This window comes from Trueperella pecoris (assembly GCF_014926385.1).
GTDB classification, from domain to species: Bacteria; Actinomycetota; Actinomycetes; order Actinomycetales; family Actinomycetaceae; genus Trueperella; species Trueperella pecoris.
Window position 1 is genome coordinate 1,807,115 of record NZ_CP053291.1, and the last position, 23,143, is coordinate 1,830,257.

Annotated in this window: 21 protein-coding genes; 6 read left to right on the top strand and 15 right to left on the bottom strand. The window is 62.7% G+C overall.

Going from position 1 to position 23,143, the window contains the following annotated elements:
- Window positions 1-76: 76 nt before the first annotated feature.
- Window positions 77-925: an HAD-IIA family hydrolase gene (locus HLG82_RS08315; RefSeq protein WP_193326382.1), complete on the bottom strand. Its 849-nt coding sequence runs from the start codon at window positions 923-925 to the stop codon at window positions 77-79.
- A 160-nt stretch (window positions 926-1,085) separates the two neighbouring features.
- Window positions 1,086-2,108, bottom strand: a complete 1,023-nt coding sequence (locus HLG82_RS08320; protein ID WP_193326383.1) for a DUF7973 family transport facilitator — start codon at window positions 2,106-2,108, stop codon at window positions 1,086-1,088.
- A gap of 418 nt (window positions 2,109-2,526) precedes the next feature.
- Between HLG82_RS08320 and HLG82_RS08325 the strand changes: the two genes are divergently transcribed.
- From HLG82_RS08325 to rbsK, 4 genes are all read left to right on the top strand, one after another.
- Window positions 2,527-3,480 (top strand): sugar-binding transcriptional regulator, encoded by a 954-nt coding sequence (locus HLG82_RS08325; RefSeq protein ID WP_193326384.1) that lies wholly within the window; start codon window positions 2,527-2,529, stop codon window positions 3,478-3,480.
- A gap of 364 nt (window positions 3,481-3,844) precedes the next feature.
- Window positions 3,845-5,203, top strand: coding sequence for an L-fucose:H+ symporter permease (gene fucP / locus HLG82_RS08330; RefSeq protein ID WP_193326385.1), 1,359 nt, complete (start codon window positions 3,845-3,847; stop codon window positions 5,201-5,203).
- Between the two features lie 24 nt (window positions 5,204-5,227).
- A complete protein-coding gene (locus HLG82_RS08335) occupies window positions 5,228-6,244 on the top strand; it encodes an aldose 1-epimerase family protein (RefSeq protein WP_193326386.1) in 1,017 nt (338 codons plus the stop codon).
- Window positions 6,244-7,152: a ribokinase gene (rbsK, locus tag HLG82_RS08340; RefSeq protein ID WP_193326387.1), complete on the top strand. Its 909-nt coding sequence runs from the start codon at window positions 6,244-6,246 to the stop codon at window positions 7,150-7,152. Before HLG82_RS08335 ends, rbsK begins: the two co-directional genes overlap by 1 nt.
- A gap of 207 nt (window positions 7,153-7,359) precedes the next feature.
- Here the strand turns inward: rbsK and HLG82_RS08345 are convergent, their stop codons facing one another.
- The 8 genes from HLG82_RS08345 to HLG82_RS08380 all read right to left on the bottom strand — a co-directional run bounded on the left by HLG82_RS08345 (window position 7,360) and on the right by HLG82_RS08380 (window position 15,951).
- The gene (locus tag HLG82_RS08345) at window positions 7,360-9,984 is read right to left on the bottom strand and encodes an ATP-dependent Clp protease ATP-binding subunit (RefSeq protein ID WP_193326388.1); all 2,625 of its coding nucleotides are present in this window, start codon (window positions 9,982-9,984) and stop codon (window positions 7,360-7,362) included.
- Between the two features lie 184 nt (window positions 9,985-10,168).
- Window positions 10,169-10,618 carry a D-aminoacyl-tRNA deacylase gene (dtd, locus tag HLG82_RS08350; protein ID WP_193326389.1) on the bottom strand — a complete coding sequence of 150 codons (450 nt, stop codon included), beginning with the start codon at window positions 10,616-10,618 and terminating at the stop codon, window positions 10,169-10,171.
- Entirely contained in the window at window positions 10,618-10,950 is a 333-nt protein-coding gene (locus tag HLG82_RS08355; protein ID WP_193326390.1) for a DUF2516 family protein, read from the bottom strand. Before HLG82_RS08355 ends, dtd begins: the two co-directional genes overlap by 1 nt.
- The gene (ygfZ, locus tag HLG82_RS08360; protein WP_193326391.1) at window positions 10,950-12,140 is read right to left on the bottom strand and encodes a CAF17-like 4Fe-4S cluster assembly/insertion protein YgfZ; all 1,191 of its coding nucleotides are present in this window, start codon (window positions 12,138-12,140) and stop codon (window positions 10,950-10,952) included. Before ygfZ ends, HLG82_RS08355 begins: the two co-directional genes overlap by 1 nt.
- Entirely contained in the window at window positions 12,140-12,364 is a 225-nt protein-coding gene (locus tag HLG82_RS08365; protein WP_193326392.1) for a hypothetical protein, read from the bottom strand. Before HLG82_RS08365 ends, ygfZ begins: the two co-directional genes overlap by 1 nt.
- Window positions 12,365-12,414: 50 nt before the next feature.
- Complete coding sequence (locus tag HLG82_RS08370) at window positions 12,415-13,077, bottom strand: heme-binding beta-barrel domain-containing protein (protein WP_193326393.1); 663 nt, start codon at window positions 13,075-13,077, stop codon at window positions 12,415-12,417.
- A gap of 9 nt (window positions 13,078-13,086) precedes the next feature.
- Complete coding sequence (locus HLG82_RS08375; protein WP_193326394.1) at window positions 13,087-13,914, bottom strand: hypothetical protein; 828 nt, start codon at window positions 13,912-13,914, stop codon at window positions 13,087-13,089.
- Between the two features lie 366 nt (window positions 13,915-14,280).
- Window positions 14,281-15,951, bottom strand: coding sequence for an alanine/glycine:cation symporter family protein (locus tag HLG82_RS08380; protein WP_255313876.1), 1,671 nt, complete (start codon window positions 15,949-15,951; stop codon window positions 14,281-14,283).
- A 195-nt stretch (window positions 15,952-16,146) separates the two neighbouring features.
- Here HLG82_RS08380 and HLG82_RS08385 point away from each other — a divergent pair, with 195 nt between their 5' ends.
- Both HLG82_RS08385 and HLG82_RS08390 read left to right on the top strand, forming a co-directional pair.
- Window positions 16,147-16,776 carry a DUF47 domain-containing protein gene (locus HLG82_RS08385; RefSeq protein WP_193326395.1) on the top strand — a complete coding sequence of 210 codons (630 nt, stop codon included), beginning with the start codon at window positions 16,147-16,149 and terminating at the stop codon, window positions 16,774-16,776.
- Between the two features lie 3 nt (window positions 16,777-16,779).
- Window positions 16,780-17,784 carry an inorganic phosphate transporter gene (locus HLG82_RS08390; protein ID WP_193326396.1) on the top strand — a complete coding sequence of 335 codons (1,005 nt, stop codon included), beginning with the start codon at window positions 16,780-16,782 and terminating at the stop codon, window positions 17,782-17,784.
- 128 nt (window positions 17,785-17,912) lie between these two features.
- Here HLG82_RS08390 and pstB read toward each other — a convergent pair whose 3' ends face one another.
- The 5 genes from pstB to HLG82_RS08415 form a co-directional block, all read right to left on the bottom strand.
- The gene (gene pstB, locus HLG82_RS08395) at window positions 17,913-18,692 is read right to left on the bottom strand and encodes a phosphate ABC transporter ATP-binding protein PstB (RefSeq protein WP_193326397.1); all 780 of its coding nucleotides are present in this window, start codon (window positions 18,690-18,692) and stop codon (window positions 17,913-17,915) included.
- Window positions 18,693-18,716: 24 nt separating this feature from the next.
- Window positions 18,717-19,766: a phosphate ABC transporter permease PstA gene (gene pstA / locus HLG82_RS08400; protein WP_193326398.1), complete on the bottom strand. Its 1,050-nt coding sequence runs from the start codon at window positions 19,764-19,766 to the stop codon at window positions 18,717-18,719.
- Window positions 19,763-20,827, bottom strand: a complete 1,065-nt coding sequence (locus tag HLG82_RS08405) for a PstC family ABC transporter permease (RefSeq protein ID WP_246462339.1) — start codon at window positions 20,825-20,827, stop codon at window positions 19,763-19,765. The genes pstA and HLG82_RS08405 overlap by 4 nt, the downstream gene beginning before the upstream one ends.
- A gap of 66 nt (window positions 20,828-20,893) precedes the next feature.
- On the bottom strand, window positions 20,894-21,985 hold the full coding sequence (locus HLG82_RS08410) for a phosphate ABC transporter substrate-binding protein PstS (RefSeq protein WP_246462337.1): 1,092 nt from the start codon (window positions 21,983-21,985) through the stop codon (window positions 20,894-20,896).
- A 188-nt stretch (window positions 21,986-22,173) separates the two neighbouring features.
- A complete protein-coding gene (locus tag HLG82_RS08415) occupies window positions 22,174-23,139 on the bottom strand; it encodes an NUDIX hydrolase (RefSeq protein WP_193326399.1) in 966 nt (321 codons plus the stop codon).
- Window positions 23,140-23,143 lie beyond the last annotated feature (4 nt).

A 23,143-nucleotide genomic window follows, 5' to 3' on the forward strand; every position in this document is an offset into this window, starting at 1 on the left:
GAACCAGTCGGTAAAGTTTCACGACGACGTCGTCGTGCGGCTTCTTCGGCGCCGGGTGGCGCCACGTTTGTGTCGGCTATTCGTCCGAGTCCGTCCAGCCCCACTCCTCGCGGATCTCAGCGGGGATGAGGTGGTCGATCCGGTCAAGAACAAAAGTGGGTTGCCGATCCTGAGGTAGCTCCTGCGCCTCAGCCGCCGTACTGTCACCGGTGAGGACGAGGGCGGAGGCCATGCCGGTGTTGACCGCCATACCGATATCTGTGTGGAGGCGGTCTCCGACCATCATGCAGTTGGCCGGATCCACATCAAGATCGCCGAGCGCTGCCTCAAGCATCGCCGGCTCCGGCTTGCCCATGTTGGCTCGGAGTTTAGTTCCCGTGCAGGCCTCAATAGCTGCGACTATCGACGCCGCATCCGGCTCACCCCGCCCGCCCGGGAAGGGGCAGTAACGATCGGGGTTCGTGGTGATGAGGAAGGCCCGCTTGTGATACCAAATGGCGTCGAAGGCGATCTGGAGCTTGGAGTAATCGAAGGTGCGATCGTAGGAGGCGATGACGATGTCAATCTGAGCCGGGTCGTCGCTCATCTTGATGCCGGCCGCCCTCAGCGCCCGCTTGAGCGGCTCTTCCGAGATGGGGAAGACCGTGGCGTCGGGATAGTGCGACTTCAGCCAACGCGTCGTGGTGACCACAGTGTTGGCGATCTCGCTCAGCGACGTGGGTATCCCCAGCTGGGCGAGCTTTTCCACGTAGTCCTGGGGATCCTTCGTGGGGTTGTTGGACAGGAAACGCACAGGCTTGCCCAACTTACGCAGCCCCTCGATCAGCCGCTTGGCTCCCGGCAAGAGGTGATCGCCAAGGTAAATTGTGCCGTCCTGATCAAAAACATAGGCGTCGTAGAGCCTGGTGGGATACGAGTACTGCATTCCGTGTCCTTGTCGTGAAAGTGTTGATGGGTGGCCGGCTCGGCAGAGCGACGCTGACCGGCGCAGCGAGGGTGAAACTGAGGGCGGTTACGCAAGCCTGGCGACGGCGTCGTGAACACCCGTGGTGTCCGCCCGGCCCGAAGACCGGGCGGACGAAGGTTTACGCGACCAGCGCGAGAACCGCGTACAGGGCCGTGGTGCCGGTCCAGATCGCAAATGCCGGCGGATCAATGTGGGTGTCGCCGTTGGAGCAGGTAGCGCGGGCAAGGAACTCACCAAGCAGGCCGCCAAGCGCGCCGACAATACCGCCGACGACGCACACCAGCGCCATCTGGCCGCTCGTCCACAGCGCCGGGTCCGAGGTGCCGGCAACAACCGGCATAAACTTCAGCGCCGCGATCGAGGCGAGGATGGTCATGTGGTGGGTCACCGGGGTCTTCAGGCCGCACGTGAGGAACACGAGCGAGACAGCCGAAATGGCCCAACCGATCAGCTGGGCATAGCCCACGATGGCGCCGTTCGAAATCGTGAAGAAGTGCTGGACGACGACGATGGTGCCGAACGCGGACAGGAGGCCGGAGGTCAGGCCATGCATCGCGGTGTTCGACCACTTCTCCTGGTGGTCAACCCAGTGCTTGCCCTCGCCCACCTCGAGCAGGCCTAGGCCGTTGACCTTGTTGAACATGCCCGTCTTGCCAAACGCGAAGCGGGTGACGATAGCGATGATGATGATCGTCAGCGCCACGGTATCGGTAGCGCCGATGACCTCGTTGCCGTAGTGAAGGTTCGGATCAGCCTTGAAGGTCGGCAGAACATAGGCGATGGCGAGGTTGAGGATGTAGCCAATCATGCCGGTCACGCCGCCGATGGCAAGGATGTCGGAGCGGCCGAGGCCAGCCAACGGGCTGACGATGTCGCGGCCGTTGACACCCTTGGGCATCGCGCCCTTCCATGCGGCGTAGGCGGCCGCCGTCGCGCCACCGGCAAAGGCGATGTGCGGGCCGAAGACCGGGCCGAAGACGACCGTGCTCATGTACGGGGTCGCATCGATTCCCGCCATGAACACGCCGAGGCCCGTGAGGTACATGAGGCCGGTAAAGATAAAGGCGGTCTGGCCACCGATGGCCGCACCGAATGCGCCGCCACCGAATGCGGCTACCAACCAAAAGATATCAATTTCCATGTTGGATTCCTTTGTCAGGGTGTGATGAGTGAGGGAGGCAGTCAACCGCGGTATTGCCGCCGACGCTGGCGGCGAGAACCGGGGTTCTTGCCAAGAGGTTCTGTTGTCGAGCCGGATGTTTGCCCGTAGGGTGGAGCCGCCATTGTGGCGACTCGGCGTGGACGACACCTTGGTCGACCTGTGAGCAAACTCCCACCTATGGTCAAAATTAGCATCGCACATGGCAGTTTTCACATGAGCCATGAAAATTGCTCATAGGTGCTCTGTGATTTTTCAACTAAACAATATTGCGCGGGCCGCTTCTTGCAACGGCAGCGGGTCGAGCCCGCGTGGCCGGGTCCCAGCGAGTCTCTACCAAGTCCCAGCGGGTCCCACCAGGTCCCTAGCAGAGCCGGCGCACACGTGAGACCCTAGAAGCATGGCACCCACCCCCGACAAACTCACCGAGCGCGACATCCTCGCGCTCGACGCCGCCAAGCTCTACTATTCGGGGAAGACCCAAGCCGACGTCGCACGCGATCTCCACATCTCCCGCCCGACCGTCTCGAAGCTGCTGGCCTACGCCCAGCGGCAAGGGTTCGTCCGCATCAGCGTGATTGACCCGCGCGACCAGAGCAAGGACGTCATCACCAAGCTCAAACAGCGCTACGACCTCATCGACGTCGTGCTCGTCTCCCCGCCGCTGCCCACGCAAGAGTCGCTGTGGAACTCACTCGGCTCCGCCGCCGCACACATGATCTCCGACATGGTTCGCGACGGCGACACGATCGGCATCCACCCATCGCGGACGATGTGCGCCGTCGCCGAACACTTGCAATCCTCGCACCACCGCAACCTCCACGTCGTCCAGCTCGCCGGCGGGCTGCTCCCAGACCAGGACAACCAACGCGTCGTCGCCAAGATAGCCAGCTCCCTCGGCGCACGCTGCCACACCCTACCCATCCCGGCATTCGTCCACTCCGTCGCCACACGGAATCGACTCGCCCGCGAAGACCACGTTCGCCCCATTCTGGCGATGGGCGCGCGTGCCCGAATCGCCATCTTCACCGTTGGCAGCTTCGAGGCGAACCTCCCCTCGTTGCCGGCGGCGACTTTCTCCCTCAGCGACATCAGCATCCTGAGAAAACGCGCCGTCGGCGATATCTGCGGACGCTTCATCGATTCACACGGGCGCGTCTGCATTCCGGACATCAACAACAAGACTTTTGGTATCTCGCTGCCCGATCTGCGCCGCAAAGAACAAAAACTCCTTGTGGCCGGCGGCGAAGACAAAACGCAAGCCATCTTTGCCTGCCTCGAAAACGGGTACGCCAACCGGGCCGTCATCGACTACACGACGGCGAACGCCGTGCTACGCCTTCGCCGCGACTGAACCTGCACTCAACCTACGACCGGCAGGTCGAGCCCGGGCCCGTAGCGCGCAGACCCGGAGGCCAGGCCAGAGTCGGGGGCTCCGCGACGGGCACCCAAGGGCGCAGAACAAATGTTCCGCTTGGCATCATTTGATCAAAAGTAGGCCGCGCACGCTCGCCTAAAGGGCGCTTTTTCCTCACTATTTCAACCTTTTCACACTGGCACATTCGTGCCACGACACCCCTTCCGGCCCCTGCCCGCCCGTCATATCCTCAAAGCAAGCAACACAGCCGTTGCACACAATTTCCTATCGCCATACTCTCGCGGCACTCGAGCACCGCCTGCCGTTCGAGCCATACACCATCGTCATCAAGGAAGAAGACATGAGTATCAACAACGACGTCGCCGGAAAGAAGAACACCTCTTTCGGTGTTATCAAGGATCCCTCACGGCAAATGCCCGACGGATACCTCTCCAAGACCCCCATGTTCCAATACATTCTCGTCTCCATCTGCTTCCCCATGTGGGGAGCTGCCGCCAGCCTGAATGACATTCTGATCACCCAGTTCAAGACCATCTTCACGCTCTCAGATTTCGCCTCCGCGTTTGTGCAGTCCGCCTTCTACGGCGGCTACTTCCTGCTGGCCATTCCGGCGTCGCGCATCATCCGCAAGTGGAGCTACAAGAGCGGCATCCTCATCGGACTGTGCTTCTACATCATCGGCTGCACCATGTTCTTCCCGGCCTCGCGCATGGCTACCTATTCGGTCTTCCTTGCGGCACTCTTCGCGATCGCCACCGGCCTGTCCTTCCTCGAGACCTCCTGCAACACCTACTCCTCCATGCTTGGCCCGCGCCGCCTGGCCACACTGCGCCTCAACATCTCCCAAACCTTCTACCCGCTGGGCTCCATCTTCGGTATCCTCCTGGGCAAGTACCTTATCTTCACCGAGGGCGAGGCGCTCCACAAGCAGTTCGGTGAGCTCGACGCCGAAGCGCACCGCCAGCTCGCCGAGCAGATGCTCCAGCGCACGCTGGGCCCCTACCGTTTCATCATCATCGTTCTGGCCGTCCTGCTCATCCTTGTGGCCCTAACCCAAATGCCCCACGCCAAACCGCTCATCGCCGGCAAGGAGGCCAAGGCCTCCATCGGCGAAACCCTGCGCTACCTCGCCCGCAACCGCTCGTTCCGCCGCGGCATCTTCGCCCAGTTCATGTACGTCGGGATGCAGACAGCCGTGTGGTCCTTCACCATCCGTCTCGCACTCAACCTGGACCCCAACCTCAATGAGCGCTCGGCCTCGAACTACATGGTTGCCGCCTTCATCGCCTTCTTCCTGGGCAAGGTCATCGCCAACGTGCTCATGACGAAGTTCGACGAAAACCTCGTCCTCATCGGCTACTCCGCAGCCGGCTTCCTAGCCCTGCTCGGCGTCATCCTCATCCCCTCTATCGTCGCAGTCTACTTCGCGATCCTCACCTCCGGCCTGTTCGGTCCCTGCTGGGCAACCATTTACGCACGCAGCTTGGACGCCATCGAAGACAAGCGTCACACCGAGACCGGCGGCGCCGTGATCGTCATGTCGATCGTGGGCGGCGCGGTCATCCCCGTGATTCAAGGATTCGTCTCCGACAAGACCGGCTCGATGCAGACCGCGTTCGTCGTCTCCCTCGTGTGCTTCACCGTCGTGTTGGTCTACTTCCTCTGGCAGCACCGCCTCACGACGTCGAACCGCTCCTAACTACCCCCTTTGAATTGAGGAAAAATGTATACCCTTCCACTTCACGACCTCTTCTTCGAGCACACGCCGCGCACCGTCGTCGACTCCGGCGACCTGCGCGTCACCGCCAAGCGTTACCCCAGCGGCATCGCATCCCTGACTGTCGCTAACGAACGTGGCTACGTCGAAGTCCTGCCCTTCATGGGCCAGATCATCTGGGACGCCAACTTCGACGGGCACTCCCTACGCATGAAGAACATGTTCTCCGAGCCGCGCCCGGCCACCGACATCACCGACACCTACGGCTGCTTCGCCTTCCACTCCGGCCTCCTCGCCGCCGGATGCCCGGCCCCCGACGACGACCACCCACTCCACGGCGAGTTCCCCTGCGCACCCATGCAAGAAGCCTGGTTGGAGGTCGAATCCGATTCGATCCGGGTCGTCTCCATGCGTGAATACGTCAAGGGGTTTGGCCACCACTATCGCGCGACGCCGTCAGTGCAGCTCGCCGCCGGTGCCTCGCAGTTCGATATCCAGCTGGAGGTGACCAACCTCAGCCAGTACCAGCCGATGCCGCTGCAGTACATGTGCCACATGAATTATGCCTTCGTCGAGGGCGCGACGATGAGCCAGTCCCTCCCCGATGGCGCGTTCCAGTTGCGCCGCACCATCCCCGCGCACGTGACCCCTACGGAGCGCTGGACGGCAATCAACGAGCAAATCCTCGCAGGAAAGATTGACGCCAACTCGCTCGACGCCGCCAAGGAGTTCGACCCCGAGATCGTCTACTTCGCCGACAACCTGCCCTCCTACGGGGAGAACCTCGAGTTCGCGCTCACGAGCCCCGAGGGGCACTCGTTCTTCGTCGAGTTCTCTTCGAAGGATTTTCCAGTAGCAACCCGATGGCTGCTCTACAATGCTGACCAACAGGTAGCGGCCTTTGTTCTTCCCGGAACCTCACGCCCCGAGGGACGCAACGCCGCCCAGCAGTGTGGCACCCTTATTGAGCTCGGAGCAGGCGAAACACGGAATTTCTCGGTCACGACAGGAGTACGAAACTAATGGATATCGCAGTTATTGGTTCCAACATGGTCGATCTCATCTCCTATATCGACCGCATGCCTCAAGAAGGCGAAACCGTGGAAGCGCCCGGCTTCAGCATCGGTTGCGGTGGCAAGGGCGCCAACCAGGCCGTGGCGGCCGCTCGCCTGGGCTCCGAGGTATTCATGCTGACCCGCGTCGGCAACGACGTCTTCGCCGATAACACCATCGAAAACTTCCGCCTCAACGGCATCGACACCGAATACGTGCTGCGCACCGATTCGACGTCGGGCGTTGCGCCGATCTTCGTCGATCCTCAGTCGCACAATTCGATCATCATCGTCAAGGGCGCCAACGGCTTCCTCACCCCGAAAGACATCGACGATGCTGCCGAGAAGATCGCAGGGTGCAAGCTCATTGTGCTCCAGCTCGAGATTCCGCTCGAGAGTGTTTACGCCGCCATTCAGTTCGGCAAGGAGCACGACATCCCCGTGCTACTCAATCCCGCGCCCGCACAGCCCGACCTTGAGCTGGAGAAAGTCAAGGACTGCACCTACTTCGTACCAAACGAGAGCGAGCTGTCACTCCTGACCGGAATGCCAGTGGACACCATCGCAGACATTGAAAACGCAGCCAACGCCCTCCTTGACGCGGGAATCCGCGACGTCATCGTGACCTTGGGTTCCAAGGGCGCGCTATGGGTCAACGCAGCAGGTTCGAAGCGCTTTGAGGCGCCCTTGGTCAACGCCGTTGACACCACTGGCGCCGGCGATGCATTCATCGGTTGCTTCTCACACGAGCTGGTCACAAGCGGCGACGTCGAGATCGCTATCACGACCGCAATTCGATACGCCTCAGATTCTGTGACGCGCAAGGGCACCCAAACCTCATACGCCACCGCCGAGCAATTCAGCAGTTCACAGCGTTAAGCGCTGGCTTGGCTGAGTCCGGCCCGGGGCGTGCGCAGACCCAGGCGGGCCCGCACCCCTGCCAAATCCTGTGAGAATATAGTTTTTGGTGAACGCACTTGGCGTTTTCACCCAGAATCTCACAGGATTTGGCGGGGCGGGGGTCGCGAGTAGCGCAAAAGAGGGCGGCCCACGATAAAACTCGTGGGCCGCCCTCTTTACTACGCGCTACTCGGTCACCGTGCCACTGCCAGAGCTATCACCGGCGGGCGCTTCAACGTCAGCAGTAGCCTCAGCCTGCTCCTCGCCACCGGGAACCAGCGAGGTTGGCTGCGCCAAACCGTTGATCTCCTCGGACTCGGCGGCCGGCTTGACCCCGCTGGGCAACTGGTAGTCGGAGTCATGGCCGGTGAACGTGAAGGACTTGGGGATGTTGTCATGGTCGACGTCCACCACGATCGTCTGCCCCTTCGTAAACTCACCAAACAGGAGCTTCTCTGAGAGCATATCCTCGATGTCGCGTTGGATGGCACGGCGCAACGGTCGCGCGCCCAACACAGGATCATAGCCGCGGTCGGCAAGAAGCTGCTTGGCGTCGTCGGTCAGGACAATCGACATGCCCTGGTCCCACAGACGTGCGCCCAGCTTGCCGATCATGAGATCCACAATCTGGAGGATCTCTTCCTTCTGCAGCTGCGGGAAGACGATGATGTCATCCACACGGTTGAGGAACTCGGGGCGGAAGTGGTTCTTCAGTTCCTCCGAGACGCGGCCCTTCATACGGTCGTAGGAGGTCTGTGTATCGGCGTCGAATTGGAAGCCGGTCTGGACACCCTTGGCGATGTCCTTCGTGCCAAGGTTCGTGGTCATGATGATGATCGTGTTCTTGAAATCCACCACGCGGCCCTGCGAGTCGCTCAGGCGGCCCTCCTCCAGAATCTGGAGGAGCGAGTTGAACAGGTCCTGGTGGGCCTTTTCCACCTCGTCGAAGAGAACCACAGAGAAGGGCTTGCGGCGGACCTTCTCGGTCAGCTGGCCGCCCTCTTCATAACCGACGTATCCGGGGGGAGCGCCGAAGAGCCGCGAAACCGTGTGCTTCTCCGAGTACTCCGACATGTCGAGGGTGATGAGGGCTTCTTCGTCGCCGAAGAGGAACTCGGCAAGCGCCTTGGCGAGCTCGGTCTTTCCCACGCCCGTCGGGCCAGCAAAGATGAACGAGCCACCCGGCCGGTTCGGGTCCTTCAGGCCGGCGCGCGTGCGGCGGATCGCCTGCGATAGCGCGGTGACGGCTTCATGCTGTCCGATGACGCGCTTGTGCAGCTCCTCCTCCATGCGCAACAGCTTGGCGGACTCGGCCTCGGTCAGCTTGAAGACCGGGATGCCGGTGGCCATGGATAGCACCTCGGTGATGAGGTCTTCGTCCACAACCGACACGACGTCCAGATCGCCTTCCTTCCAGGCCTTCTCACGTTCGGCACGCTTCTGGGCGAGCTGCTGCTCCTCGTCGCGCAACGCGGCGGCCTTTTCGAAGTCCTGCCCGTCGATCGCGGCTTCCTTCGTGCGCTTGACCTCGGCGATTTCCTCGTCGAGCTCGCGCAACTCCGGCGGGGCCGTCATCTTGCGGATGGCTAGGCGCGCGCCGGCCTCGTCGATCAGGTCGATTGCCTTGTCGGGCAGGAAGCGGTCGTTGATGTAACGGTCGGCAAGGGTTGCGGCCGATTCCAGCGCCTCGTCGGTGATCGTCACGCGATGGAAGGCCTCGTAGCGGTCACGCAGGCCCTCGAGGATGGCGATGGTTTCCTTCACGGAGGGCTGCTCAACCTGGATCGGCTGGAAACGACGCTCGAGCGCCGCGTCCTTTTCGATGTACTTGCGGTACTCGTCGAGGGTGGTGGCGCCGATAATCTGCAGTTCGCCGCGGGCCATCATGGGCTTGAGCAACGACGCCGCATCGAGCGCGCCCTCGGCAGCGCCCGCGCCGACCAGGGTGTGGACCTCGTCGATAAAGAGGATGATATCCCCGCGCGTGTTGATCTCCTTGAGGATCTTCTTCATCCTCTCCTCGAAGTCGCCGCGGTAACGCGAGCCGGCCACGAGCGAACCCATATCCAGGGAGTACAGTTGCTTTTCCTTGAGCGTTTCGGGGACGTCACCTGCGGCGATGGCCTGGGCGAGACCCTCGACGACGGCTGTCTTACCCACGCCGGGCTCGCCGATCAGCACCGGATTGTTCTTCGTGCGGCGCGAGAGGACCTGCATAACGCGCTGGGTCTCGTTGTGCCGCCCGATCACCGGATCGAGCTTGTTTTCGCGAGCCGACTGGGTGAGGTTGCGCCCGTACTGATCCAGCACGGTGGACCCGGCCTTCTGGCCTTCGCGCGGGCCGCCGCCACCGACGCCCACAGCCTCCTTGCCCTGGTAGCCCGAGAGCAGCTGCGTGACCTGCTGGCGTACGCGCGGCAGATCGGCGCCCAGCTTGACGAGCACCTGTGCCGCGACGCCGTCCTGCTCACGGCACAAGCCGAGTAGGAGGTGTTCGGTGCCGATGTAGGAGTGACCGAGCTGCAGGCCCTCGCGCATGGCGTACTCGAGCACCTTCTTGGCACGCGGGGTGAATGGAATGTGACCGGAGGGCTGTTCCTGACCCTCGCCGATAATCTCGATGACCTGTTCTTGGACCGCATCGTACGTCACGCCGAGGGACTCCAGCGCCTTGGCCGCAACGCCCTCGCCCTCCTTGATCAGGCCGAGCAGGATGTGTTCGGTGCCAAGGTAGTTGTGCTTGAGGTTCCGCGCGGACTCCTGAGCGAGCACGATGACTCGCCGAGCGCGATCTGTAAACCGTTCAAACAAAGTGGTCTCCTTCAATAAATTTTCGCGAGGACTGTGCACGATCCTGCGATTCCTCAATCACCTTAGCGACCGGTTAGCCGCGATTAGTCCCCGTTTCGCCGCTGGCGTGAGAACGACGCCGTCGCGGCGGGTTTCGTCATCTGCGGGTGAACGCCACGCGATATGTAGGCCGCAGCTGACACTGCTAGACCTCGAGCAGGATGGTGAAGGGGCCGTCGTTGACGAGTTCGACGTCCATCATCGCCCCGAAGCGCCCCGTTTCGACCTGCAGGCCGTGACCACGTACGGCGTCGACGAGCGCGTTAAAAATCGGCTCGGCGATATCGCCGCCCGCTGCGTGCGACCAGCTGGGCTTGCGCCCCTTGCGCACGTCCGCATACAGGGTGAACTGGGAAACCAGGAGGACGGGCGCGCCTGATTCTTCGGCGCTGACCCGCACTCCGGCGTCGTCGTTGCCGTCGGGTGCGCGCAGTAGTTTGAGTTGGGCGATCTTACGGGCGGTTTTGGCGATCGTGGCGCTGTCGTCGTCGTGGGTAATACCGACGAGCACGCACAGGCCCGGGCCGATCTCGCCCACGACCTCGCCGGCGACCCGGACGCTGGCGCGTGTAACTCGCTGGATGACGGCGCGCATTACCAGCCGCCCCTCGTGCCGCGGGAGTCGCCACCCCAGCGCCGCCCCATCTTCGCCCGCTCCGGCCCCAGGTAAAACACGGCCGCGATCAGCAGGCCGAGCGTGACCAGGCCCGAGAGAGGGAAGGCGAAGCCCAGCACGCGGATGGTGAAAAAGGCCAACCCACCCAGCCCGAGCACGGCGAGCCAGAAGTTCTTCGGCTTGTCCGCGAGAGCGAATTGGCGCTCGGGGCGAAGCAGAGCATCGAGGAACGCCCACACGAACACGCCCGTCAGCGCCAGCGGAAGCACGGTGTACAGCACAAACGCGATGAGGTAATTTACCTGTCCCATTACGCTCCCAGCGTCCGATGTCCCACACCGCGCATGCCCGCTCCTGGGCGTTGCGCCGGCGACGCCGAGGACTTGCCCTCGCGCGAGACGATCTCCACTTGGGCGGCAATAAAACCGCCGACGCTCAGTTGCGCGTCGAGCGCCGTGTTGCGTTTGAGGAGGGCGAGAGCCACCGGGCCCTCCTCGTAATCGCGGGCGACAGAGGTCAGAACGCCGACAGTCTTCTCCCCCAGCTTGACCTCCGAGCCCGCCGCCGGCAGGTCACCCTCGGGTCCTTCCAGGTAGAGGTAGGTCAGGCGGCGAGGCGGCTTTCCCAAGTTCACGAGCTTGGCCACGGTCTCCTGGCCACGGTAACAGCCCTTCTCGAGGTGGACGGCGGTACGCAACCAGTCGAGTTCGTGCGGCAGGGCGCGGGCGACGATCTCGTTGTTCGGGCGCGGGCGCCAATCAGCCACGCGCTGAGCCTCCCAGGCCTGCAGGCCGGCAGGCGAATAGCCCGCCGCCATGAACGCCTCCACAACCGGTGCGCCTGGTTTGACCAGCACCAGCACTCGGCGCGAGGCCCGGGCGGAATGCTCGGAATCGGCTACGCCGTAGTGCGCGCCGCCGGGAAGCGTGCGCGGCCACGGATCCTCCCACACCAACTCCGCAAGCGCGGCCACCTCAGCCGGAAGGAAGTCCGCCGGCGGGTCACCGGCCGGCGCTGTGGCCACACTGCTTTCCGTGCCCTCGGCTGCCTCGCCGCCGTCGGCATCGCCGCCGCTGGTCTTTTCCTCGGAACGAGGAATCACCACCCCAACGACGTCGTACTCGGGCCGACCGATCTCCACCCGCATGCGGAAGACCATCGACTCGAGGAATGCCGCAAACGGCTCCGCCTGGCCGCGATCCATGAGGAACCACGTCCGTTCGCCGTCGTCGACGACCCCCGCGGCCGCCTGAATGTGACCATTCGGGTCGAGGAGAAGCATTTCCGAAGACTCCCCCGGGGCAAGGTTCGTGAAGTCGCGGGTCGTGAGGTTGTGCAGCCAAGTCAGACGATCCTGACCCGAGACCACAACCACCTCCACGAAACTCAGATCCGTGAACGCTTTCCCGGCCACAAGCCGACTTTGCTCAGCGAACGGGTTGCCATAGTGAGCCGGGACGCCGCACGCATCGAGCACGGCGCCAGGAAGGGAGGAATTCACTAGTCTTCGGACTCCTGCCCCGTAAAGTAGCCGACGCCCCAATGGGTCGCCGCCTCGTTCTCGGCCGCCCTCAGGCGATCGAGCTCTTCCTTCTGAATCTCGGAGCGCTCACATTCCCGAGCAGCCTTCTCCTCCTCGACGGCGTCCGCCGCTTCAACGACGTCCTCCCGCTTCTCCGCGTCCTTATCGGCATAGAAATCCATGCCCCAGTGGTTCTCGCTCACGATTCCTCCCCTTCGAGGTTTTCCTTCACGACGCCGTCTGCGCCGCTGTCTTAGTTGCTTTCGTTTCTTACATCGCTGGCCGCCGGGCCAGCGTCGTCCGACGATACGACGTTACCCTTGCCGGGTGCGTCAACCGAATCATCGAACTGCCGCGACAAGCGCCCAGCAAGGTATGTGCGCATCTCAAACCCAAATGCCTCCATGTCATAGGCGTAGAAGAAATCAGATGCAACGTTTCCACCCATAAACTTGGCCGCCTGAAGATCTGCCGCGGAACCCGAACGCACAATCGTATCCGTCACCATCTGCAGGCGCGGACCATTGATCAAGCCTACCCACAGCTGGGCGTTGCCCACCGGAGTCGCGACCGTCGCCTCAAGCTCATACGAGCCATCCTCACGACGAGGCGCATCGGGATTGACCCGAAGGTAACCCGTCTGCGTCGACCACAAGACGTCCTTCGTCAAATGGTCATACGTCCACTGGCCAGGTGCCTCCTTATCCACCGCGCTGGCATGCTCGTTCGCCAACCAGATGCGGGAGATAAAGCGAAGATACGGGCCGGCGTCGACGGCGTCGATCGTCACCTCGTGAAGATAAGCGGCGGCCTCAATGTTGTCATACTCCATGACGCCACCACCGTGCCACGAATCAATCAGCCACCCCAGCGGGTAGTTCTCCGGGGCAAGATTTTCAGGAAGTCGGAATGTCATGCCTCAACATTAAAGGAGAACCACCGCGAAAATGTAGCCAATCACGCCCAGCGCGCAATGTGGAATCACGGCCTTCACCACGCCCTGCACCCAGGTCAGTGGTCGCTCGTAATTACGCAGGCTGCGGCGCAAGAATGCGTGGAAAATTCCCACAGACAGCCCAATGACGATCCCCACCCACATCGGGCCATTGAGTAAAAAGGCCGTCACCCAGCCGACCACCGCCGCATTAAGAACGCCCAGAATATTGGCCCGATCAGAATCGAATCCGTGAATAATTGCAGCGACCGCGACCGTCGTCGCCGTCACCAAGCCGACGAACGTGCCCGTGTCGGGAAGGAAGTGGTTCGGCCCCTGCCACACGCCGCCCGCATGAATCCACAACGAAGTGGCAACCATCAGCATCGCCCCGCCCGCCGACGCCGAAATGTGCTCGATCAGGTGAATGCGGCCATCGCGGCGGAACATCTCCCCCACGAATGAGGCCAGGATGCCACCCGTCGCCACGATCATGGTGGTGGTGAGCGAGCCGAAATAGGCCGCCGGCAACGCGGCCGCCAAGGTTATCAGCATGACGACACGGGAGACGCCACGGTTCGTCAAGCCCATCAAAACCGGCCACCCCGGGATCAACATGCCGGCAATGACCGCCACGGCAATCGTGGACGTGAGCGGCCCGAATGACACACCCAAAGCAAGAACGGCAGCAAAAAACGCGCCGATCGAAGACCAAATCAAAGGCGGGCGCATATCATTCGACGGCCGCGCCGGATTCTCCCGATCGAAGACCTGATCAAGGAGGGACTGGTGTGCAGACTCAGTCGTGGAGGAAGTCATAACCGTAAGTCTAACTCCCCCAGACTCCGGTATTAGGACTTTACCTCGCAAAGGCCCACCTTGTGGCCAATTTAAAACAACTTAGGAAGACGTGCGCCCGAGCCTCATCACGTCGGAAAGCGTGCACCTGCCGGGTAGTGACAAGCCAGCGATCCTCGGTTAGGCTTTAACCAAGACACCGGATCGCGAAAGCCCCGGGCTCCAAATATTTGCCGCTACGAGCGGCCTTCGCGCCGACAGGCGCTCTCGGGTTCGGTGTCCTAAGCGTTGGGCCGCACCTTCTCGTGCGGCCCTTCCCTTTGCCTGGGGGCGGTTCCGGGGTCGGGCCTGGCCGGGGTCCGAGCCCGCCAGCCGTGCCCGCCAGCCCTACGCCCGCCGAGCCGAGTTGACGGCGCCGGCCCACACGTCGCCGTCGAGGGCGCCGGGCAGGTCGGCGCGGGCCGGGACGAACACGGGCTCGGTGACGCGGCGGGGAGTACCGGCGTCGTCGACTTCAATAAAGCCGTCGCGCACGATGTCGGATTTTTGCCGCTCGTAGTCACGCAACGCGGCCACCACCCAGCCCGACAGCGAAATCACGCCGACCAGATTCAGCACCGTGACCACGAACATCGCCACGTCCATCAGCGCCCACACAAACGTCAACGCAAGGATCGCGCCGACGAAAGAAAACGTCACAATCGCAACCTTCGCCGCCATGTGAACCGGACGCGAGGCCCGCAAGAACACGAGGTTTGCCTCGCCGTAGGCGTATGCACCGAGGATGGATGAGAAACCGAAGAAGAAAATCATGATCGCCACGGGCCAGCCCATCCAGCCGCCCATGGTCTGGGTGATGGCGGTGGTGGTCAGATGCCCGGCGTCATCGGGGGTGGCCTTCGCAAGGTCCAACACGCCAGAGGTCATGATGACGAATCCGGTAGCCGTGCAAATCACCATCGTGTCAACAAAAACACCGAAAGACTGGATGAGCCCCTGCTGAACGGGATGGGCCACCGTCGCGGTAGCTGCCGCATTCGGGTTGGTGCCCATGCCTGCCTCATTCGAAAACAAGCCCCGGCGTAAACCGTTAATCAACGCCGCAAGCAAGCCGCCCGCAGTGCCCGCGAGCGCCTCGCGCAACCCGAAGGCCGAATAGAACACGTCGGAGAAGAACGCCGGCACGTGCCCGATATTGACCGCGACCACGATGAAGGCCACCACAAGGTAGGCGATAGCCATGGCCGGGGAAATGATCTCCGTCGCGCGAGCGACGCCACGAACGCCACCGAAGACGACCAAAGCGGTCAGGACCGCGACGACTAGGCCCGTCACCCAACCGGGGACGCCCTGGGAGGCGTTGAGCACGCCCGCGATCGTGTTCGACTGCACCATCGGCATCGCCACGAACATCGAAAACACCATCGCCACCGCGAAACTCACGGCAAGCGGCCGCGAGCGCAGCCCGCGCAGCACGTAATTCGCCGGGCCGCCGCGGAAGGTGCCATCGTGGTGGGCAGACTTGAAGATCTGGGCGAGCGTGGCCTCCGCAAACGCTGTGGCCATGCCAAAAATAGCCACGAGCCACATCCAGAAAAGCGCGCCAGGGCCTCCCAGAATGAGCGCCAGTGCCACACCCGTGATGTTGCCGATTCCGATGCGAGTCGCCATCCCCATGGCAAACGCCTGGAACGACGAAATACCGCCCTGGGATCCCTGGCGTGACTTCCCCACGTAGCGCACCATCTCACCGAAATGGCGAATCTGCAGGCCACGAGTTCGAAACGTCAGGAAGATGCCAGTACCCACGAGCATCGCAATCATGACCCACGTGTAAAGCCAATCGTTGACAGCCGAGAGAACACCCGTGGCCGGACCCATCATCTGATCGAGCCATTCTTGCAACGCCTGCATATCTTTCTCCTTCGTCAACAACGCGGCCGTCTTCGGGCCAAGGCAGCCCCGCGACGCCGAGCCAACGACGCCGAAACGCAGTCCCACGACGCCGAAGCGTCGTCTCTCAGAAGCCGAGCCGAACGGGCCGTCAGCGAGCGGCACGAGGTGAGCGACGGCGTCGTGAACCGCCTCAAGCTTCCCATAAGGTCCTAGGTTTGTGCCGTGACGGCCACTTTATGAGCGCCGAACCCTGAAAATCAAAGCCGCACGCCCGCCAAACCTTGGAAAAGAGATTCTTCCTCACGTAGTCTTGCGACTGGTAGGTATTCACCAATTATTTGCGGAGGCTAATGCCCCATGGCTGGATTCTTTGGCCGGTTCAACGGTCAACACGCAGTTCAAGGTCTACTCAACGAGCAGGCTACCCACCTCGTTAGGTCAGCCAAGGTGCTGGCGGACATGGTGAGTGCGGACTCGGCAGCACGCGCCGACCTCAACGTCAAACTCCATGACATCGAAAACCAGGCCGACACAGCATCGCACATGGTGCTCAAGGAAGTCGGCACGCGGTTCATCCTCCCCTACGATCGCGGCGACCTCATCCAGCTCACCGGGCAGATCGACACTTGCGTGGACATGATCGACGAAGCCGGCAACAACCTCGTGCTTTACCGCATTGGCGAAGTTCCTTCGCGTCTTTTTGAAATGACCGACATCATCATCCAGTGTGCGGAGCACGCCGTGACCGCCATCGGCAAGCTGAAGAAGATTGAGCCTTCCATCCGCACCGAGTGGCTCGAGATCAACAACCTCGAAAACCGTGCTGACCAGATCTACCGCGAACTCATTATCGATTTGTTCGCCTCCGAGCGCTCCGGGAAGGATATCCTAGCCCGCAAGATCACACTCGATTCCTACGAGGCCGCCGTGGACTCCTTCGAAACCCTCGCCAGCGGCATCGAGTTGCTCACGCTCAAGGAGTCCTAAGCCTTGGATCCTATTCTTGCGCTAGTGATTCTGGTGGTCGCGATTTCGCTGGCCTTCGACTACACGAACGGTTTTCACGACGCCGCCAACGCCATCGCAACCTCCGTTGCCACCCGGGCACTGACCCCGAAGGTTGCGCTGCTTATGGCGGCGTGCATGAATTTTGTGGGGGCGCTGCTGGGAACCGGCGTCGCTGAAACAATTGGTTCTGGAATTGTGGAGGTTTCGCCATCGGACGGGGTCTCCGGGCTCCTCGTCGTCATTGCGGGCCTCATCGGTGCGGTGACCTGGAATCTTGTGACTTGGTGGCTCGGCCTTCCCTCGTCGAGTTCGCATGCCCTGATCGGTGGCCTTGCGGGTGCAGGGCTCGTTGCCTCTTTCTCCGTCCATTGGGCGGTCATTGGCACGAAGGTCATCATCCCCATGTTCCTCTCGCCGTTCGTTGGTTTCGCGTTGGCTTTCCTTACCATGTCGATCATCCGCCGGCTATTCCAGCATGCGGCTCATAAATCAACGATGAAGAAATTCCGTGTGGCACAGACGATTTCGGCGGCGGCAATTGCACTCGGCCATGGTCTACAAGATGCCCAAAAGACGATGGGTGTCATTGTCATCGCGCTCATCGCCGGCGGTTATCACCAGGGCACGACGATCCCGTTGTGGGTCAAGCTGGCTGCGGCGGGGGCCATCTCGCTGGGCACGTACTCGGGTGGTTGGCGCATCATGAAGACCCTCGGCACGAAGATCGCGGATCTCAACCCGGCCCAGGGCTTCGCCGCCGAGACGGTCGCCGCCTCGGTTCTGTACACGACCGCTTTCATCTGGCACGCACCGATCTCGACGACCCACACCATCACCTCCTCGGTCATGGGCGTCGGTGCGACCACCCGGCGTTCCGCGGTGAGGTGGTCCACGGCTGGCAACATCGTGGGAGCGTGGTTCATTACGTTCCCGGCGGCCGGACTCGTTGCGGCGGCCTTCAGCCTGCTACTTCACCTTTTTGTGTAGCGTGAAGATGAGGGTGGCACCCGCGGGTGCCACCCTCATCTTGTGTGGCTAGGGCTCAGCGCCCTAGATGCGGACGCCGGCCGACGCCCGCCGGTGCGCGGTCGGCGCCGTCGGCAAGAAGCCGCGCGTCATCCGAAACGGCCAGACACGTAGTCCTCGGTCTCCTTGTGGGTGGGGTTGGAGAAGATCTTCTCCGTGTCGTCGAACTCGACGAGGTGGCCGGGCTTGCCCGTTCCCTCGATGTTGAAGAAGCCGGTCTTTTGCGAAACGCGGGCCGCCTGCTGCATGTTGTGCGTGACGATCACGATCGTGTAGTCCTTCTGCAATTCTTGCATGAGGTCTTCGATGGCGAGGGTGGAGATGGGGTCGAGTGCCGAGCACGGCTCATCCATGAGGAGCACTTGGGGCTTGACGGCGATTGCGCGCGCGATGCACAGGCGCTGCTGCTGCCCGCCGGAAAGTGAGGAGCCCGGGCGGCCCAGACGGTCTTTAACCTCTTCCCACAGGTTGGCACCGCGCAAGGATTCTTCGACAATCTGCTCGCCGACGTCCTTGGGTAGCTTCTTGTTGTTGAGGCGCATGCCGGCCAGCACGTTGTCTGCGATGGACATGGTCGGGAACGGGTTTGCGCGCTGGAACACCATGCCCACGTGCTGGCGCACCTGCACTGGGTCTACTCCGCCTGCGTAAATGTTCTCACCATCGATCTGCACGAGGCCCTCGACGTGCGCGCCCTGAATCACCTCGTGCATGCGGTTGAGCGACCGCAGGAAGGTGGATTTGCCACAACCCGAGGGGCCGATAAGCGCGGTGATGGACCGCGACTCGATATCCACGTTCACATTTTCGACGGCGAGGAAGTCACCGTAGAAAATGTTGAGGTCGCGAACCTTGATGCCTTCAGTCATGAAGTTTCCTTTCTCGGCCGCCGGTTACTTTTCGCCTTTGGGGGCGAAGTGTTTGGCGATCCAGCGGGCCAACAGGTTGAGAACCAGGACGATGAGGATGAGCAGGAGGGCGCCCGCCCAGGCCTCGGCGGAGTTTCCAGAGACGTACTGGTTGTAGACGTAAACCGGCAAGGTGTACATCTGGTTGCTAAAGATATTGTAGTTGTAGAAGTCGGTGGTACCGGCGGTAATCATAAGCGGCGCGGATTCGCCGATGATGCGTGCGGTGGCGATGAAGATGCCGGAGATGATGCCGGAGACGGCGGTGCGGAGCACGACCCGGATGATGGTTCCGGCCTTGGTCACGCCGAGGGCATAGGAGGCTTCGCGTAGCTCGTTGGGGACGAGGCGCAGCATTTCTTCGGTGTTTCGCACGACGATCGGCGTCATGAGCACCACGAGGGCGATGGCGCCGGCGAAGCCGTTCTTGAATTGGGCCTGGCCGAAGAGGGCCTGGTTGATCATGGGGATCATGGCTGCGGCGAAGAGGCCCGCGACGATGGAGGGGATTCCCGTCATGATGTCCACCATGAGCGTGATGGCCCGCTTAAGCTTCCCGCTTCCGTATTCGACGAGGTAGACGGCGGTGAGTACGCCGAGGGGTACGGCGATGAGCGCCGCCATCCCGGTGATGAGTAGCGTGCCAACGACGGCGTGCCCGGCTCCCGTCTCGGATCCTGCCATGGATTGGCCGAAGGTGGTGGCGGTGAGGAAGCCGGACTCGCTCATGCGCGTCCACCCCTGGACGAGCACCGTCCACAGCAACGAGACAAGCGGGATGACGGCGGCGATGAAGGTTCCGGTAATGAGTGAGGTCATGAGGCGGTCGGCGCCGTAGCGCTTGCCTTCCACCCCGAAGCCGGCGATGCTCACGGCGGACAGGTACAGCACGAGGAATGTCACGACGCCGACCACGCCCGAGTTGACTACCTGCGCAGCCGCCACGGCGAGAACGATTGCTCCGCCAAGCACGGCGATGTTGAACCAGGCCGGCAGGTGTTTTTGCGGCGTGGCGGCGATGACGGCGGTGGTCATGCGTTGGCTCCTGAGAACTCGGCGTAGCGGGCGACGATAGCGCGGGCGATGAAGTTGACCGCGAAGGTGATGACGAAGAGGATCAGGCCCAGCGCGATGAGGAAATCGGATTCGAGGCCCGAGGCTTCGGGGAATCGGAGGGCGATTTGGGAAGCGATGGTGGAGTGCTGACCGGGGCTCATGAGCTTAAAGTTGACCATCATTCCTGGCGAGAGCACCATGAGCAGGGCCATGGTCTCACCGAGGGCGCGCCCGAGTCCGAGCATGGAAGCTGAGACGACGCCGGAGCGGCCGTGAGGGAGCACCACCATCTTGATCATTTCCCAGCGGGTGGCGCCGAGGGCGAGAGAGGCTTCTTCCTGGAGACGTGGGGTTTGGTTGAAGACTTCGCGGCTGAGAGAGGTGATGATGGGCAGGATCATGATGGCGAGGATGAGCCCGCCCATGAGGATGTTGCGCCCCGGCGGAACGAACGCGGCGGCGTCGGCACGCAACGGCCACCACTGGTAGTTCTGGGCCAGCCACGATAGCCCGGGCAGCCCGCCTTCCCAGGCGCCGCCGCCGGCTGCGTCTGCCGCGGGCTTGCCAGAGATGAAGGTGAACAGTGGCATGAGGACGCCTGAGATCCAAGTGAACACTGGCCGCATGAGCGGCTCCAGCGTCCACATCCCCCACAGGCCGAAGACGACCGAGGGGATGGCAGCTAGCAGGTCGATCACGTAACCGAATGCCGCGGCCAGGCGGCGCGGCGCATAGTGGGAGATGAACAGGGCGATGCCGACCGCGAAGGGGACTGCGATGATCAGTGCGATGAGGGCGGCCAGTAGGGTCCCGAAGACGGTGATGCCAGCGAACTGCCAAAACGTCATGCCACGGGCGAAGCCGACGTGCTTGATGATGTCTTGCCCGGAGGCGACCAGCACGTTCCCAGAGGAGACGAGCAAGAAGATGAACACAGCGGCTAGCAACGCGAGGATGGAAACTCCGGCGGTGTTCGAGATGCCGGCAAAGGCGCGGTCACCGAAGCGGATTTTGGGACGGGCGCTCGTAAGTTGGTCCACGAAAACTCCGATCGTGCATGGACGTGGCCAGCCGGCGAGCTACCGGCCGGCCGCGCGTGCAGAGTTCTAGTTGGTCTTGATCTGGTCGATCGCGCCCATGGCCTGCTTGCGGAGCGTGTCGGAGATGGGGGCGTTTCCGCCGTTGGCGGCGGCTGCCGCCTCCTGTCCGTCCTCGGAGGCCATGTAGGTGAAGTAGTCCTTTACTGCCTTAGCCGTGCCCGCGTTGTCGTACTGCGTGCACGCCACTAGGTAGGAGACCATGACCACCGGGTATGCGCCCTCGACGGAGCCGTCGCGCTTGAGGTCAACAGCGAGGATGCGGTCGGTGGCGTCCTTGGCGGGCGCCGAGTTGTCGACGATCGCGGCGGCAGCTTCGGGCGAGTAGGCGAGGAATTTGCCCGACACTTCGACGGCCACGGTTCCCAGGTCGCCGATCTGCGAGGCGTCCGCGTAGGTGATGGCACCCGGAGTGGACTTGACGAGGTTGACAACGCCGGAGGTCTTTTCCGCCGACTGCGTGCCGGTGATCGGCCACGTGTCTGCCGGCTTGTAGTCCCACGCCGTAGAGGACTCCACGAGGTACTGCTGGAAGTTCTTCGAGGTGCCCGAGTCGTCGGCGCGGTTAACAGGGATGATGGGCAGGTCGGGTAGGGCGACGCCGTCGTTGAGCACGGCGATGGCCGGATCGTTCCACGTTGTGATCTTCTGATCGAAGATCTTGGCAATGACCTCGGCGGACATGTTCACCGACGTGACGCCTTCGAGGTTGAAGGCGATCGCGATCGGCGAGATGTAGAGCGGGACCTCGATGGGGCTTTCGCCGCCGCAACGATCGGTGGCGGCCGTGATTTCTTCCGGCTTGAGCATCGAGTCGGTGCCGGCATAGTCGACGACGCCGGAGATGAACTGGTCGCGACCGGTTCCTGAGCCCGTGGCCTCGTAGTTGACGATTGTGCCCGAGGCCGCGGTGAAGTTGTCCCTCCAGGCCTGCTGTGCGTTGACCTGGGAGGAGGCCCCCGAGCCGTTGATCGTCCCCGAGGTGCTGGTGGCGGTGGTGGTGCCGTTGCTTGTTGTGCCTTGGTTGGGGTCGGAGCAGGCGGCGAGGCCCAGTGCGAGCGTCATGGCGGCGATTGAGGCGACTGCGCGGTTAGTCTTCACTGTGTTCCATCCTTTTGAATGTTGGTCGTGGAGGGTGTCCCCCTCACCACGCCCAACATTAAAGGGCCAAGATTTCCGGCCAGCACACGCCCGGTTAACATTTGGTGAACGTTGACGACGCCGTCGCTGATCGTCACGCCATCAGTCGCGGGCCCGCCGCATCGGCTTTCCGGCTCGGCCGGCGCGCGTCAGGAGGCCCGCACCTTTTCTATCCCGACCACGGTGCTCTCATTGCCTTGGCGGGCGATGTGGACCACGAGCGCCTGGCCGGTCTTCAGCCACGGGTCGGCGTGCGGCAAGTGCCGGGCAAACGCCCGCGGCGTGAGGGCGCCGAGGGCGGAGAGGACCGTGGGGAGTGTGGGCCGGTGAAGGCAGACGACGCTCGGGCGTGCCAGGTGGGCGACGGCGTCGTGAACAAAGTCTGCCACCTTGCCCGGGTCGGAGGCGTGGGCGGCCTCGGTCAGTTGCTCGTGGGCCTCGAGGGCGAGGCCGGTGGCCTGCGCGTAGGGTGCGACCGTGTCCACGCAGCGCTTCCACGGGGAGGTGACGATTCGCTCCACGCCGTACGCGGAGAGGATCTGGGCCAGCCGCGCCGCCCGTTTGGCCCCGGATTTGGTCAGGGGCCGTGTGTCCTCCGGGCCGCGGCCACCCTGGTGCGCCGAACGCTTCTTGGCGCGCGCATGCCGGGCCAGCAGGAGCGGGGTCGTGGCGAGGTGGCCGGCCTGCCACAGGTGGATCATGCGCGCCAGCATTTGCCGGTCGCCGTCGATGGACAGCAACTTCTTGGCCTGCTCGACGCCGACCCAACGCACCTCGTCGATTTCCTTCTTCGAGGCGCGCTTGACCTTGGGGCGCGCCGCGAGGGACGGGTGGGACTTGGGAGTGGGTGTGGCCAGCCAGTAGCGCACTTCCTTCAGCTTCCCGCCGGCGATCGTGTAGTGCTGCCAGCCGAGCGGTGCCCCGAGCGTGACGTGTTGCCCCGTCTCCTCACGCATCTCGCGCACGCAGCACTCGTGAAGGCTCTCCCCGCTCTTGACCTTGCCTTTGGGGAAGGACCAGTCGTCCCAAGTTGGGCGGTGAACCACGAGGACTTCCAGCTGTTCGCGCTGCCGCCACACGATAGCACCGGCACCCCGGACGTCTGGTTTGGGCACGCTT